General features: G+C 37.8%; 18 protein-coding genes. All 18 read right to left on the minus strand.

Annotation, left to right across the window (positions count from 1 at the left end):
- Positions 1–5: 5 nt before the first annotated feature.
- Positions 6–776 carry a flagellar type III secretion system pore protein FliP gene (fliP, locus tag CIB29_RS05045; protein WP_094547408.1) on the minus strand — a complete coding sequence of 257 codons (771 nt, stop codon included), beginning with the start codon at positions 774–776 and terminating at the stop codon, positions 6–8.
- Entirely contained in the window at positions 769–1,275 is a 507-nt protein-coding gene (locus CIB29_RS05050; RefSeq protein WP_094547410.1) for a flagellar biosynthetic protein FliO, read from the minus strand. Before CIB29_RS05050 ends, fliP begins: the two co-directional genes overlap by 8 nt.
- Positions 1,276–1,280: 5 nt before the next feature.
- On the minus strand, positions 1,281–1,643 hold the full coding sequence (locus tag CIB29_RS05055) for a response regulator (protein WP_094547412.1): 363 nt from the start codon (positions 1,641–1,643) through the stop codon (positions 1,281–1,283).
- Positions 1,644–1,693: 50 nt separating this feature from the next.
- Entirely contained in the window at positions 1,694–2,824 is a 1,131-nt protein-coding gene (fliY, locus tag CIB29_RS05060; RefSeq protein ID WP_094547414.1) for a flagellar motor switch phosphatase FliY, read from the minus strand.
- Entirely contained in the window at positions 2,821–3,813 is a 993-nt protein-coding gene (gene fliM / locus CIB29_RS05065) for a flagellar motor switch protein FliM (RefSeq protein WP_094547416.1), read from the minus strand. Before fliM ends, fliY begins: the two co-directional genes overlap by 4 nt.
- Positions 3,814–3,826: 13 nt before the next feature.
- The gene (locus tag CIB29_RS05070; protein WP_157910209.1) at positions 3,827–4,279 is read right to left on the minus strand and encodes a flagellar basal body-associated FliL family protein; all 453 of its coding nucleotides are present in this window, start codon (positions 4,277–4,279) and stop codon (positions 3,827–3,829) included.
- Entirely contained in the window at positions 4,266–5,078 is an 813-nt protein-coding gene (locus CIB29_RS05075; protein ID WP_094547420.1) for an OmpA/MotB family protein, read from the minus strand. The genes CIB29_RS05070 and CIB29_RS05075 overlap by 14 nt, the downstream gene beginning before the upstream one ends.
- Entirely contained in the window at positions 5,075–5,914 is an 840-nt protein-coding gene (locus CIB29_RS05080) for a motility protein A (RefSeq protein WP_341444376.1), read from the minus strand. The genes CIB29_RS05075 and CIB29_RS05080 overlap by 4 nt, the downstream gene beginning before the upstream one ends.
- Positions 5,915–6,012: 98 nt before the next feature.
- Positions 6,013–6,222, minus strand: coding sequence for a flagellar FlbD family protein (locus tag CIB29_RS05085; protein ID WP_094547422.1), 210 nt, complete (start codon positions 6,220–6,222; stop codon positions 6,013–6,015).
- Positions 6,223–6,304: 82 nt separating this feature from the next.
- A complete protein-coding gene (locus CIB29_RS05090) occupies positions 6,305–7,804 on the minus strand; it encodes a flagellar hook protein FlgE (protein WP_094547424.1) in 1,500 nt (499 codons plus the stop codon).
- A 76-nt stretch (positions 7,805–7,880) separates the two neighbouring features.
- Positions 7,881–8,309 carry a TIGR02530 family flagellar biosynthesis protein gene (locus CIB29_RS05095; protein WP_242965055.1) on the minus strand — a complete coding sequence of 143 codons (429 nt, stop codon included), beginning with the start codon at positions 8,307–8,309 and terminating at the stop codon, positions 7,881–7,883.
- A complete protein-coding gene (locus tag CIB29_RS05100; protein WP_094547426.1) occupies positions 8,299–9,138 on the minus strand; it encodes a flagellar hook capping FlgD N-terminal domain-containing protein in 840 nt (279 codons plus the stop codon). The genes CIB29_RS05095 and CIB29_RS05100 overlap by 11 nt, the downstream gene beginning before the upstream one ends.
- A 15-nt stretch (positions 9,139–9,153) precedes the next feature.
- Positions 9,154–10,623, minus strand: coding sequence for a flagellar hook-length control protein FliK (locus CIB29_RS05105; protein WP_094547427.1), 1,470 nt, complete (start codon positions 10,621–10,623; stop codon positions 9,154–9,156).
- A gap of 37 nt (positions 10,624–10,660) precedes the next feature.
- Positions 10,661–11,485 (minus strand): MotE family protein, encoded by an 825-nt coding sequence (locus tag CIB29_RS05110; protein ID WP_094547429.1) that lies wholly within the window; start codon positions 11,483–11,485, stop codon positions 10,661–10,663.
- Between the two features lie 90 nt (positions 11,486–11,575).
- Positions 11,576–12,022 carry a flagellar export protein FliJ gene (gene fliJ, locus CIB29_RS05115; RefSeq protein ID WP_094547431.1) on the minus strand — a complete coding sequence of 149 codons (447 nt, stop codon included), beginning with the start codon at positions 12,020–12,022 and terminating at the stop codon, positions 11,576–11,578.
- 15 nt (positions 12,023–12,037) lie between these two features.
- Positions 12,038–13,342 (minus strand): flagellar protein export ATPase FliI, encoded by a 1,305-nt coding sequence (gene fliI / locus CIB29_RS05120; RefSeq protein ID WP_278335833.1) that lies wholly within the window; start codon positions 13,340–13,342, stop codon positions 12,038–12,040.
- A gap of 16 nt (positions 13,343–13,358) precedes the next feature.
- Positions 13,359–14,102: a FliH/SctL family protein gene (locus CIB29_RS05125; protein ID WP_094547435.1), complete on the minus strand. Its 744-nt coding sequence runs from the start codon at positions 14,100–14,102 to the stop codon at positions 13,359–13,361.
- The gene (gene fliG, locus CIB29_RS05130; RefSeq protein ID WP_094547436.1) at positions 14,095–15,111 is read right to left on the minus strand and encodes a flagellar motor switch protein FliG; all 1,017 of its coding nucleotides are present in this window, start codon (positions 15,109–15,111) and stop codon (positions 14,095–14,097) included. The genes CIB29_RS05125 and fliG overlap by 8 nt, the downstream gene beginning before the upstream one ends.
- Positions 15,112–15,121 lie beyond the last annotated feature (10 nt).

The raw sequence follows: 15,121 nt of genomic DNA on the forward strand, positions 1-15,121 counted from the left end.
ATTTATTATTTAAAACTGGTGATGATGGACTGAACCATTAAATTCCACCCATCCACCATTATAAACAACAATATTTTAAAAGGCAAAGAAATCATGATAGGCGGAAGCATCATCATTCCCATGGACATTAAAGTACTTGCCACCACCATATCTATAACTAGAAAAGGAATGTATAGGATAAAACCAAATTGGAATGCTGTTTTAAGCTCACTAATGATAAAAGCAGGAATAACTGCTTTAGTAGGAATATCATCTTTATTTTCAATTTTTTCAACCCCTGATAGAGAAATAAACAATGCAAGATCTTTTTCTCTGGTATTACGGAGCATAAATTCCCGTAATGGCTGCATTGCCCGCTTAAACGCAACATCCTGCCCTATCTCTTCCCTTAAATATGGCTGTATGGCATCATTATTAATTTTAGTTCCTATTGGGGCCATAATAAAAAATGTTAAAAATAGTGCCAATCCAATAAGCACCTGATTAGGCGGCATTTGCTGAGTGCCTAACGCATTTCTTAAAAATGATAAAATAATGATAATACGCGTAAAGGAGGTCATCATAATTAGTATTGCAGGCGCTAAAGACAAAATGGTCAATATAAATAGAATTTGCAAACTGGTTGCTACATCCTGCCGGTTTTGAGCAGGCTCAAGGTTAACACCCAATTTTGGAATAGGGAACTGCGGCTCTGCATATGCTACTGAAGCAGTTGTGATAATTACCAGAATAATAATGAAGACAATCCCCGCTTTACTGAATAATTTTTTATACATTGATATTTTCATCTCCGCCTTTACGATTGACCTTTAACTTTTCAAAAGAATTCTTAATTTTTATAATATTTTGGGGGATGCTATCATTCTTTTCATCCCTTGGTTGATTACTTAAATGGAAAGTTTGCCCCTTTTTGAATACAACCTTATTTAAATACTTTTCAAATATATCAGAAAATTTAAACTGCTGATTTATTTCTTCCGTTGTATCCTCAAAATCATTCAATTCAACATCAGTTAGGTATTGAAGCGTTTTTCCCGATGCTGCCACAAGAATAAATTTTTTGCCTACCTGTATCAGATAAATATTTTTATCAATTCCCAGGGTAATTGAATCAATAACTTTCATATGCTTGCTTTTCATCGCTGCAGCAGCCTTCTGCCCTATCAACCGGGTAGACACATAAGCCAGAAAAAGAAGACTGGCGAAAACCACTAAACCAAATAAAATATTCATAAAAACCTCAAATCCAGACGGCATAGAAAATTCCTTTCCCATCTATCCTATCCAATTACCTTTTTTACTGCTTCAATCACACGCTCTGCCTGAAAAGGCTTGACAACAAAATCTCTTGCTCCTGCTTGAATTGATTCAATGACCATCGCCTGCTGCCCCATAGCAGAACACATGATTATTTTTGAATCACCATCAAGCTTTTTGATTTCCCTGACAGCCTGTATCCCATCTACTTCCGGCATGGTTATATCCATTATAACCAGGTCAGGATTTAATTCCTTGTATTTTTCAATAGCTTTAGCACCATTTTCAGCTTCTCCAACTACTTCAAACCCATTTTTAGTTAAAATATCTTTAATCATCATTCTCATAAATGCAGCATCATCCACAATAAGAATCTTTTTGCCCATTATAATTCCTCTCCTTATCCTTTAATGTTATATTTAAAATTTTATAAGTACTATAGTCTTTTTGATGGGTTGACAATATCTGTGATTCTCACACCAAAACTTTCATCTATTACAACTACTTCACCTTTTGCAATAATTTTACCGTTGACCAGTATATCTATTGGTTCCCCGGCCAGTTTATCCAGCTCTATAATTGAACCGGGGACAAACTCTAATATATCTTTGATCAATCTTTGTGTCCTTCCCAATTCAACAGTAACTTCCAGTGGAACATCCATAATAAGGCTGATATTCTCTCTTTCACCGGCCATGCGATTTTCTTCAAAAGATTGAAACTGCACTGGTTGAACATTCACCGGCGTTCTTGGAGGCTGCACATTGTATTCCCTGGCAGACATTTCCATACCTCCAGAACTTTGCTTTCCTAAATTCGATGATGGTCTCTGTTCCTGTTGTTTTTGCATCCCCGACGGTTTGGCTGCCGCAGGTGGCTGCTGCGCCGGAGGCTCTTCTTGTGTTTGCAATAAATTATGGACTAAATTTTTTGCAAAATCAAGAGGAATAAGCTGCATAATCTCACTATCAATTAAATTGCCTATTACCATTCTAAAAGCAACTTTTACAATCTTTTGGCTATGGCCAAGAGTTTCGAAAGGAAAATCACTGGCAAAATCTATTACAAAAGCATTTGGTGGTGAGATATCAATCTTTTTATTAAGCATTGATGACAGGGAAGTAGCTGAAGACCCAATCATCTGGTTCATAGCCTCACCTATTGCACTTAAATGCAATTCTGTCAACTCACCAGAAGTATTACTCCCATCCCCCCCCATCATCAGATCTGTTATAATTTTTACATCTTGCTCCTTTAAAATTAACAGGTTAGTTCCTTTTAACCCTTCAGTATACTCAACCTTTACTGCTACGTATGGAATAGTATGTTCCGCAGCCAGACTGTCCCAGTCGGTAACAGTAACTTTTGGCGTTGTAATTAATACTTTCTGGCCCAGTAAGGTAAAAAGCGTAGTGGCAGAGGTTCCCATGCTGATATTTCCAACTTCGCCCAATGCATCTGCTTCTTCGGCAGTGAAAGTCTCCTCATCCTCATTGTTAGATATATCAAAATCCATAGTGCCATTTAGCAATGCATCAATTTCAGCTTGTGAAAGCATTTCGCTCATATTTCTTCCTCCTCCTTTCGTATTATCTCTGTTATCTTAACAGATATCCTATTCTTTTTTACTCCCGGCTTTCCATTAAATTTGTGAATATTCCCAACCAAAACCTTCAAGTCAGAGTTTACCGTAGTATCCAGCTGGATAACATCACCTTTTTGAAGTTCAATAAAATCTCCAACTGAAAGAGTCGCTTTGCCTAATATAACTTTTATTGGAATATTCGTATCTTCGATTTTATTTTCTATACTTTTTTTGGTTTGAGGAGATATTTCTTTTTCGATGGATGCAAACCAGTATCTTGTGCTTAACCTGGGCAAAACAGGTTCAACAACAAGATGAGGTATGCATATATTGATCATCCCTTTAACATCTCCAATTTTTGTGTCAAGCGTGATCAAAGCTACCATTTCATTAGGAGAGATGATTTGCGCAAACTGTGAATTCGTTTCTATCCTATCCAGCCTTGGTTTCAAATCTGCAACGTTTTCCCATGGCTCTCTTAATAAACCTAATATTTGATTAACAATTCGTTCAATAATTGACAGTTCAATCTCCGTGAATCCTCTTATCTTATCGACAGTAATACCTCTCCCACCTAAAATTCTATCAATAAGTGCAAAGACAATATTAGGATTAATTTCTAAAATGATGTACCCGCTTAATGGAAGAAAGTCCACTATCGCTAAAACTGCAGGATTTGAGATGGAATTATTAAATTCATGATAACTGATTTCTTCAACTGAAATAACTTCAACATGAACCAAGGTTCTCAAATAGGCTGACAAAAAATTTGTAATATACCTGGAATAATCCTCATGAATAATATTTAACGTCCGCAAATGGTCCTTTGCAAACTTATTGGGCCTTCTGAAATCATAGTTCCTGATCTTTTTTTCATGGGTGGTGGTCTTCATCTGGTTTACATCAATTTCACCGGCATTTAATGCTTTAAGCAACTCGTCAATTTCGCTCTGTGATAAAATATCACCCATTATTAACCACCTCCTACTGTACTATAAATTCTTCAAAAAATGCATCCAAAACCTTATCGGTGTTAAAAGCCTTATTAATCTTATTGATTAACTCATTTTTTACGATTTCCTTGGCATCAGGCTTTATCATTTCTTCCGGCGTTTTAGCTCTTAAAATAGAAATCATGATATCAACGATCTCTACATTTCTTTCTGTTAGTACTTTTATTATTTTATCATCAGCAACTCTTAATTGCGCCTTTACCCGTATTACTTTTTTATCTTTTACGTCACCTGTATTCAGATTAGAAACAATCGGTTCCCCGGCAATAGCATATAATTTTGATTTTTTTAAATCATATTTAGGCTTAGCCTCTGCTTCCTTATTATCCTGTCCTCCGGAAACAACCAACCAGCCTATTCCAAAGGCTATTGCAAGGACAAGAATTAATATAATTCCCAACAATATTAAATTACCTTTGCTCATTCGCTTTATTGTCCCCCTTTTCAGAAGAAATCTCATCTGCAACATAGGTTTTTAAGATAACGATATCTACACGCCTGTTCTGCCTTCTCCCTGCTTCTGTGGAATTGTCTGCAACCGGGTGATATTCACCATACCCAACAGCAGATAATCTTACAGGGTTGAACCCATTTTCTTCGATAAAATATTTAAGGACATTTACGGCCCGTTGTGTAGACAATTCCCAGTTGCTTGGGAATTGTGGGGTGTGTATGGGAACATTATCAGTATGCCCTTCTACCCTGATATCCTGGGTAAACTCATTCAACATCCCGGCAATATATTTTAATATTTTTTTTGAATCCTCTTTTAAATCTGCTTTTCCCGAATCAAATAAAACATTGTCTTTAAATCTTATCAGCAGGCCGGGTTTATCTCTCGTTATTTCCACTGAATCCCCCAGATTATTTTTATCAATATATGCTTTTACTTGAAAATAGATCTTTTCCATATCCTGGGCTTCTTTTAGGACTTCGCTCATCCCACCGGGGGAATTTATATTTTTTACAAAGTCTTGCAAATCAGGGTAATCTTCTTGTCCTTCGGTAGCCAATTTATCTTTGCTAACCGAGGTCCCTCCATAGTTAACCCCCAATGACCCTTGAATTGAATGGATAATTTGTTCAAATTTCTGCACATCGATAGTAGACATGGCAAAAAGCATTATAAAAAACGTAAGAAGCAGTGTAACCATATCTCCATAGGTATTCATCCATTCAGGAGCACCTTTTTTTACTTCCTCGGAATTTCTTCTTCTGCTCATGTCTCTGCACCTACACCCTCTACCTCTTCTTTTTTACCAATCGATTCACGCAATTTCGGTGCAAGGAATGCTTTTAACTTTTCTTCAATAATTCTTGGATTTTCCCCTGCCTGAATAGATAAAAGACCTTCTATCATAACCTCTTTTAAGAGAATTTCTTCCGCACTTCGCACTTTCAATTTTCCTGCAATGGGAGTAAATATAAAATTTGCCAGAATGGAACCATAAAACGTAGTAATAAGGGCAACTGCCATTGCCGGACCAATGGTTGACGGGTCGCTTAATTTATTTAACATTTGAATAAGGCCTATTAATGTACCTATCATCCCATAAGCCGGACCATAACTTGCCATTGCCTCAAATATTCCCTGGCTTTCCTTATGTCTTCCCTCGATAAAAGCAAGCTCGGTTTCCAGAATATTTCTTACCAGTTCCGGATCAGTACCATCTACTATTAAAAGAACACCTTTTTGAAGAAATTTATCATCAATTTGAGCTGCTGCTTCCTCTAATGCCAAAAGCCCTTCTTTTCTGGCGATATTCGCCAGCTCTATAATCCCTCTGATTATTTCTGCCGGTGCCAATGCTCTTACCTTAACAGCATGTTTTATAGTTTTAAAAGCATTGATAAACTTATCGAGAGGATATTGGATTAGCGTAGCACAAAAAGTTCCACCCAGAGTTATCATGATAGACGGGACATTGTAAAAAAGCATTAACGGGCCACCCATCGCTATAGAAAGTAATATAAAAAATAAACCTAGTACAAAGCCTATTATAGTTGCAATATCCATTGAGACACCCCACTTAGCAATAGCAATTGCTTGATTTATCATTATAAAAACTGCTGGTAGTTCGTGGTTTATAGTTTATAGAATTAATATTTTGACTGCCAACTACGAACCATGCACTATTTTCATACCATTCTTCTAAGTTATTCTACTTTCCTGAATTCTCTGTCTCTATAATAAATTTTATTTTTATATTCAATAATCCTATCTATTACCTCTTCTACAGATTCCAAAACCACTATTTTCTTCCCGGTAGTAGTAGTAATCACCGTATCCGGGGTAGATTCCAAAAATTCAATCATATCGCTATTGACATAAAATTCCTTACCGTTAAAGCGAGTCACCTTTATCATAATAACATAACTCTCCTATATATAACAACAAGAAGTTGGAAAATTAGAGTGATTTCCCTAATTTCCCACCTTCCATTGGCTATTACCTCTTAAGATTTACCAGTTCCTGTAACATTTCGTCGGAAGTTGTAATGATTCGTGAATTCGCCTGGAAACCTCTTTGGGTTGTAATCATTTCTGTAAACTCCCTTGATAAATCCACATTGGACATTTCAAGAGTTCCGGGACTAAGCGTACCTACACCTTCCGAACCGGGTTTCAAGCCTTTTTTGAAATCACCGGAGTTGGTTGTCGGGATATACAAATTGGACCCTACCTTCTGCAAACCTGCAGGGTTTTCAAAGAAAGCAAGAGCTATCATACCCAACGCCTGCTGCTGTCCGTTGCTATAGATTCCTGTGATAATACCATCAGTCCCGATGTTAAATGTAACCAATTTACCCGGGCCATAACCGTTAACGTCAGTTGCTTTAACCGAACCGTCTGCTTTAAATTGGGTTAAATTTGAAAAATCCAAAGTAATATCAAAGGCGTCCGTACCTGCATTTGGAGTAACTGTTATATCAGTCGACAGCTTGTTGTCTGGAAGCAATACAGAATCCAGCTCTACATCAATGGGCTTTCCTGCTTCATCAAATGTTATAATTCCTTGGGCGGGAGTAATAGTAGCCGGGTCTATATCAGGTACTTTTGCCCCAGGGTCAGTGGGATTTAAACCTTTCTCTTGGTTATATTCATGATTCAAAATCCCTTGCCGTGTGTCATCAGGCAAAGCGTACCAAAACCATTGAGTTATTGGTTTACCGGTTACGCTGTCTGTACCTATTTCATTTTTTACAAAAGTTAATGTTATTGTGTAATCATTCCCAAGTTTATCATAAACTGTATAAGGTACATTAAAAACTTCTGCCTCGCTTTTTTCAACTTTTCTGAGAAAATCCATGTTATTTCCGGAAACACTGATTGGGCTAGCAAAATTTGTTGCCGGCGAAGTACCCGGTTCAACAATCTCCGTGATAACCTTTTCAGAAGCATCCAGATTTCCTTCAAATACTGCTTTCGAAGTTTCCTTGGCAGAAATTATTCTTTTACCTGTATAGATGTTGATAGGCTTTATAGATTTTTCAGTATCAAAACCTCCTGTCTCCAGGTCTCTGTCCCAGCCATATACATTCATTCCGTCTGCTGTTACCAAATTTCCCAGCTTATCTATGCCAAAGTTCCCTGCCCGTGTAAACCTGTATGTATCAGAATCTCCGCCTTTTACAATGAAGAATCCTTCTCCGTCTATTGCAAGGTCAGTGGGATTGTCGGTTCTCTGCAGGCTGCCTCTTGTATGAATAGTGTCAATAGAAGCAACAGAAATCCCAAGACCTACCTGCATGGGATTGGTACCGCCACGTCCGGTAGCAGTATCCGGGGCAGCTGCCCCTCTGATGGTCTGGCTGAATATTTCCTGGAAGGTTACCCTGCCGGATTTGAAACCTACTGTATTTACATTTGCAATATTGTTGCCTATAACGTCCATTCTGGTCTGGTGAGCTCTTAAACCGGATACACCAGAAAACATTGATCTCATCATGGTTAATCGACCTCCTTTGATATGCTATTCCGTCCATCGTTCGGGAATAGATAGCCTCCTATCAAGGTCCGGCTATTTATATGATCACTGCTCCATCAATGTTTGTAAAAACATTTTCTTTTAGTTCTTCATTGCTTACAGCCGTGATAACTGTCTTGTTTTTTACGCTTACCACTAATGCAAGCTTGCCCATTAATATTAGAGATTCTTTAACTCCCTTTTTTTCGGCTTTGGCAACAGCGTCACGGATTTTTTGCCATTGTTCCGGATTAATACTGATATTCCGGGATTTCAAACGGGCTTCTGCATGCTTTGAAAATTTCAGCTCCTGTGTATTTGATAGCTTCTCTCTTAAAATATCATCAAAAACGCCGGCTCTTTCGGCCTCTGAAGTATTACTTCTTGAAGGCACCGAAAAAACAGGTTTTCCCGTTGTAACGACTCTGCTTGTCAGAATTTTATTTATTTCATTCATCGCATCACCAGCCTGTTGCCTAATTGCCAATCGTGTGAATATTATTGGCAGGAATCCTTATTCCATCCATTACGGCAGAAACAATTTCACCCTCTTCATTAGCTTCAAAAGATTTGAGGAATCCCTTTACTGTTACCTTGGTTTCTATATCGCTGCCTGCATCTTTTCTAACCAATATGGCTGTTATTTCTTCACCTTTTTCCATCTTTTCAGTTAAATATGTTTCTAAATCCGTAAATGAAGCCTGTTCATCTTCATTGAGCATTACATCATCTATCACAACATTTGCATTGTTTATTACCGAGTATACGGTTCCGTTGATCAGTTTAAGCGAAGCCACATCACCGGTTATATCCATAGCCTTAAGCGTTTCAGCATCAACAAAAACGCCTGTAGCTTTTTGACCTATCATTCCGGTGAAGTTTGTGAGTCTATCCGGTTGTACGGATGGTGCATCAAATACATCAGTAATGTCATCTACTAAAATATCTTTCCCATCTACAACTACATAAGTCTTCCCTTTTACCAGTCTTACGCTTTCTGCCACCCCGGTAATAACCTTTAATTCCCCGGACTCTTCGTCTTTAACTGTTGCTGAAATTTCTTTTCCAATCATACTGAATGCTTTTACGCTGCTAAATGTGGTATTCATATTCTGCATCTGTTCCAGTGATGAAAATTGGGCCATTTGTGCAATAAATTCCTTATCTTCCATCGGTTTTAAAGGGTCCTGGTACTTCAACTGTGTTACCAACAAGTTCAAAAAGTCATCTTTGCCAAGATTACCGGTATTTCGTTTTGACGGCATGGTAAAATAATTTTCCATTATTTGATTATTTTGCACTGGAGTTAACGACATCTTTTGCCTCCTTTCTCATGCAGTAAAATCAATACTGCTGTCAGATACTTGATAAGGATTGTTTAAAACATAATCTTCATTATAACCTGAAACTGCAACCAGGTGATCCTTATCTTCAATACTTAGGATTTTCTTTAATCTTCCCTTACTTGCCCTTTCAAATGCCTGGTTTTGTGCACTATGGTCTCCTACAGATACACTGAAGCCTTTTACATTTAATCCCTGGCTTTCCAACGCATCTTTCAGTTGCGGCAGGCTGGCTTCAATAATTTCCTTCACCTGCTGGCTTTCTGCAGTGAACTTAGCAACCATCATTCCTCTTTCGGTAACTATCTTTAAAGCCAATTTGCCCAGGTTATCAGGCTTGAGCTGCATTACCATTTCTGACCTGTCATCGGAAAGAGTAAATTTTGCATTTTCAACCACTTGTTTTACTATATTTTCCTTATTGATATTTTGTAAGTTAAAATGCTTCTTTATCATTCCTGTATTCAGGTTATTATATTTTATTTCCATAACTTCATTAAACGGCATCTGGTAAGGTTGATTTACAGTTTCTTTGCTTCGAAGGTCAACTATTTTAACTTTGCCCAAGAACGCAAAATCCTTTTGATCGGATTGGCCACTTTGGGAATGGTTGCCCTCGTTATTTTTTTGAATTTCTTTTGCTTCCATCGCTGTATTCAATTCACTATCCTGTTTTTCTAAATATTTGCTATCATCCTGGGTGACAGTACTTTGCTGAGTTTTTAATTTGTTCAAATCTTCCGCAGTTTTATTGATCCCCTCTTCTATTGCCTTATGTAAAAGTATGGATTTGGCAATATCCTTCTTAGATTGGGATATTTCCTGCTTCAAATTATCTACAATACCTATAACTTGTTGTTGAAACTGTGAATCTTGTTCGCTAATGATATTTTCCACCTGATTCACAAGGCCTTGAAGTTTGTCAATAATTGCTATCTTACTGTCTGCTGCCATGTGTCCGGCATCTTTTAAGCTGTTTAACAGTTGAGCTATTTTAGCGAGTTCGTTGTCTACCATTGAAGGTAATATACCCGCATCGCTTATCAACTGTTCCATTTCACTCACACTGCCCGGACCTTCGGTACTAAGCAGTTGTTCAATCCACTGAACACTTAAACCGGAAGCCTGTGACAAAAATTCAATGTCTTCCCTGCTAACTTTACCTTTTTGGCTGGACTCTTCATTATCTTTTTCTCTCACTTTTTTGGATTGTATAGCATCATTTCCAGAACCAGTATTTGCTAAGCGCCCTTTTGAGTCAAAGTTTTTTGAATTAAGCCTTTCAGACACACCATCAATTTTTTTACTTGCTTTTTGTGTAACCTGGCTGAATTCATTTTTTCTCATTGAATCATTAAAAATTGACCTGAAATCATCGGAAAAGCTTCTTCTAAAGCTGCTATGGAGATCTGTCGAAACAGATTTTCCCAAAAACGCAACCATTGGACTATTATACATTATTTTCCTCACCTCCTTTCAAAAAAGTGCTTATCTCCTATCTTTGCCCATTCTCCAGGTATTCCTTAGACAACCCATCACTTATTTTTGCTGCTATGTCCGGTTTCATCGCAGAGAGTATTGCTGCTGCCTGTTCCTTATTCATATATTTTAAAATATTAACCACCAAATCCGATTGGGAAGTACTCATCGCATCAAATATTTTTGCAGCATTTTCTGGATCCATGTTTTCATAATAGGAGACATATTCCTTTATTTTTTTATCTGCTTTTTCTTCTTGTAAAATCTCCTGATATAATTGCTGTGCTTTTTCTTTATCTATTTTTTCAAAATAGGCTTTAAAGTCAGTCTTCTTTGCATCTTTAATATCTTTAAAAAACTGTTCTCTTTCCTGTTCAAGCTGCTGCTTTTCCTGCTGCAGGCGCAGTTCTTCTTCTTTCACCTTTCTTTGGTCTGCAGAAAATTGCTCAAGGTTTTCTTTTACATTGGTCAGCTTCTCTAATTCCTGCCTTAGAGCATTGGCTTCAAGGCTCAATTGTTCATATTTTGCCTTGTATTCCAGAAAATTTTTTGTTAATTCTTTCTTATTCATATATTTAGGGTCGGCTGGGTCGGGTTTTGCCGGCAAAATCTTTTGAATATAGGGAATATCTTCAAGCAAGGGTCTGGCTTTTTGTCCCAGTCCTCTTATATCAAATTTAATAACTAATATTGGTAAACTTAGAAGCAATAATATGATAATAATTAAAAGGAACTTTGTTAATAAACCTTCTTCATTGAAGGGCTTTTTTTCTTTATTTTGCACATTTGCAGTTGTATTCGTCGTACTGCTGTTTCCAACAGTTGTTTTTGGACCTGGCATCCAAATCCTCCATTCTATTACCATCAATCGTAATCCATTTTTGGCCTTGTCCGGGGGCAGCCCGAAACCAATGAAAAAGTGCTTAATTGTTCAGGACTTCGCAGTAATATATCTATAATTCACGACTTCCTCTGTTTTCTTTTCTTCTTTCTGCAGCTCATTATATAGATGCTGCTGCAGTTTTTTATCTTTTAGCATTTCCAGCATCTTTTTTTCTTTTGAAATTTCAATTAGCTTTTCTCTATGTATATCGACATCCCGGACTGCGCTATTAACACTTTCCCTTTGGCGGCTTAACCTGCTATTAATGAGAGAAAGATAGCTGCCGTACTGTTTTAGCGTATGAATATTCGTCCCTTTAATGCTTTCTTCAGTAATTCGCAAAAAACAATCATCTTTTTGGTTATATATGCTTTCAAGTTTTTCTTTTTCTTCGTTAAGCTTTGCAATTTGCTTAGCAAGCTCATTTTTTGTTTTATCCTCTAATTGGTTTTTTACATTCAACAAAGATTGGAGGCGATAATTGAATTTTGCCATTCACAAATCCTCCTATCAAACAAGAATTCTTTCCATTTCATTCATAACCTCTTCAAAATGATAATGTTCATGAACATCCTGCACTAAAAACGCATTAATACGGTCTATACATTCAATTGCATAATCAATGTTTGAGTTGCTTCCTTTTACATAAGCACCTATATTGATTAAGTCCTCTGCTTCCTTATATATAGCCATCACTCTTTTAATCTCACCGGCCAGTCTCCTATGTTCCCTGGTTACAATATCTCCCATTACCCTGCTTACACTTGCCAGTACATCTATTGCAGGATAGTGATTTCTATTTGCAAGACTTCTCGACAATACAATATGTCCATCTAATATTCCCCTCGCGGTATCGGTAACCGGCTCATTCAAATCATCTCCATCCACCAAAACAGTATACAACCCCGTAATAGAGCCTGTTTCAGAACAGCCGGCGCGTTCCAGCAATTTAGGCATTAAAGCAAAGACCGAAGGTGTGTACCCTCTTGATACCGGTGGTTCTCCTATCGCCAAACCTACTTCTCTCTGCGCCATTGCAAAACGTGTAAGAGAATCCATTAATAACAGTACATCCATACCTTTATCTCTAAAGTATTCAGAAATTGCCGTTGCAAGTAATGCTCCCTTTAGTCTTACAAGAGCAGGCTGGTCTGAGGTTGCCACTATAATAATGGAACGCTTAAGCCCTTCTTCTTGCAAATCCTTTTCGATAAATTCCCTTACCTCTCTTCCACGTTCTCCAATAAGAGCAATTACATTGATATCAGACTGGGAATTGCGGGCAATCATACCCATAAGTGTGCTTTTCCCAACACCGCTTCCTGCAAATATTCCAACTCTCTGCCCTTTCCCAATTGTCAGCAGGCCATCTATGGCTTTTACTCCCATAGATAAATTTTCCGATATTCTTTTTCTCGTTAAAGGTGCCGGAGGTGTATTATTAACCGGATAGAAATTTGTAAATTTTAAGGGTCCTTTCCCATCTATAGGATTTCCAAGTCCATCCAGAACCCTGCCTATCAATCCTTCCCCGACAGCAACGCGTAATGTATGTCCGGTAGCAATTACCATATTACCGGGCCCTATTCCACTCATATCTCCCAGCGGCATTAGGAGTACCCTATCCTGTTTAAACCCTACAACCTCTGCCATAATGCTATCCTTACCTTTGTTGTTTTGTATATGACAGAGTTCACCTATATTTACTGCCGGTCCGCAGGATTCAATTGTAAGGCCTACAACCTGCGAAACCCTTCCCTGGTATCTCATAAAGGAGCTATTGTTAATAACTTTTCGATATTTTTCCAAATTAATATTTAGTGCCAAAATATCACTCTTTTCCCTGATTCAACAAATCATAAAAAGCTTCCTCTATAGCTTTTAATTGGACTTCAACGCTAGAGTCAATAATACCCGCCGGACTTTCTATTATACAGTCACCTTTGTTAAGAGACAAATCTTTTTTAATTTCAACTTCTCCGGAATATCCGCTTTGTCTTAATATTACATCTGCATTGGAACGAATGATGTCATAATCTTCCGCTGATACTCTAATTAATACCCTTTCAACACCTTTACAGTTAAGCAGTGTTTCTCTAACGATGTTGCCAACTGTTTCCGGCCTGGAGTTTAATTCATCTCCAATTATTTTCCTGGCTATATCTAAAACAATATTAACAATATCCTTCTCAGCAGACTCAAGTAAAGCAGTGTACTCTTCCTGGGCATTTCTTCTAATTTCTTCAGCCTCTTTAAGTATTGATTCCGCTTTCATGGTAATTTCTTCATAGCCCTCTTTATATCCCTGTTCTCTTGCTTGATCTAAAAGCAATCTTCTCATTTCTTCAGCCTGCTGTCTTGCTTCATTCAAAATCTTTTTTGCCATTTCCTGCGCATTGCTTATGATTTCTTCTGCTTCACTATGTGCATTATCAAGTATTTTTTCTCTTTCATGATTAGAAAAAGATTCTGCATCAATCTCTACTTTTTTTATACTGTCAAAATTTATAGCAGGCTGATGAATTTTATATGGTATCCCCAGATTAATCTGAAAAGCTTTCACTACTTTAGACAATTATTTCATCCCCTCCACCCCTGGAAATTACGATTTCACCGGCATCTTCAAGTTTTCTTATGATATTGACAATCTTCTGCTGTGCTTCTTCAACATCTCTCAGACGCACAGGACCCATAAATTCCATATCTTCCTTAATCATTTCTACAAGTCGTTTAGACATATTGGCAAAAATAATTTTTTGAACTTCTTCACTCGAACCTTTAAGGGCCAGTGCCAGTTGATTGTTATCCACTTCTCTAAGAAACCTTTGGATAGACCTGCTGTCAAGGGTAATAATATCGTCAAATACGAACATCCTCTTTTTAATTTCTTCTGCCAGGTCTGTATCTTCAATCTCAAGCGTTTCGATGATGTGTTTTTCTGTTCCCCTGTCAACTGAGTTTAATATATCAACAATAGCCTGGATTCCACCGGCAGACGTATAATCTTCAGTAACAAGGGATGACAGTTTCTTTTCCAGGACCCTTTCAACTTCTTTGATTATTTCAGGGGACGTCCGGTCCATTGTAGCAATTCTTCTGGCAACATCCGCCTGTTTTTCCTGCGGTAAAGCGGAGAGTACGGCTGATGCTTGATTTGGTCTTAAATATGCAAGGATAAGTGCGATAGTTTGAGGGTGTTCTCCCTGAATAAAATTAAGAAGCTGGCTTGGGTCTGCTTTTCTTACAAAATCAAAAGGCCGTACCTGCAGTGATACTGTCAACCTGTTAATGACTTCAAGCGCTTTCTGTGTACCCAGCGCTTTTTCCAGTATTTCCTTTGCATAGGAGATACCGCCCTCTGCAATATACTCTTGTGCCAGGCATATCTGATAAAATTCCTCCAGCACCCTCTCTTTATCTGCCGGTGTTACCGTTCTTATATTGGCTATCTCAAGGGTCAATTGCTCAATTTCTTCTTCTTTCAGATGCTTAAATATTTGAGCAGATTTCTCCGGTCCCAACGAAATGAGCAGCATTGCAGCCTTTTCCCTGCCTGTCAGCTCTGTTTTTGTGCCACGAGGCATCTATTTCCAC

It is taken from the genome of Petroclostridium xylanilyticum (genome assembly GCF_002252565.1).
Lineage (GTDB): Bacteria > Bacillota > Clostridia > SK-Y3 > SK-Y3 > Petroclostridium > Petroclostridium xylanilyticum.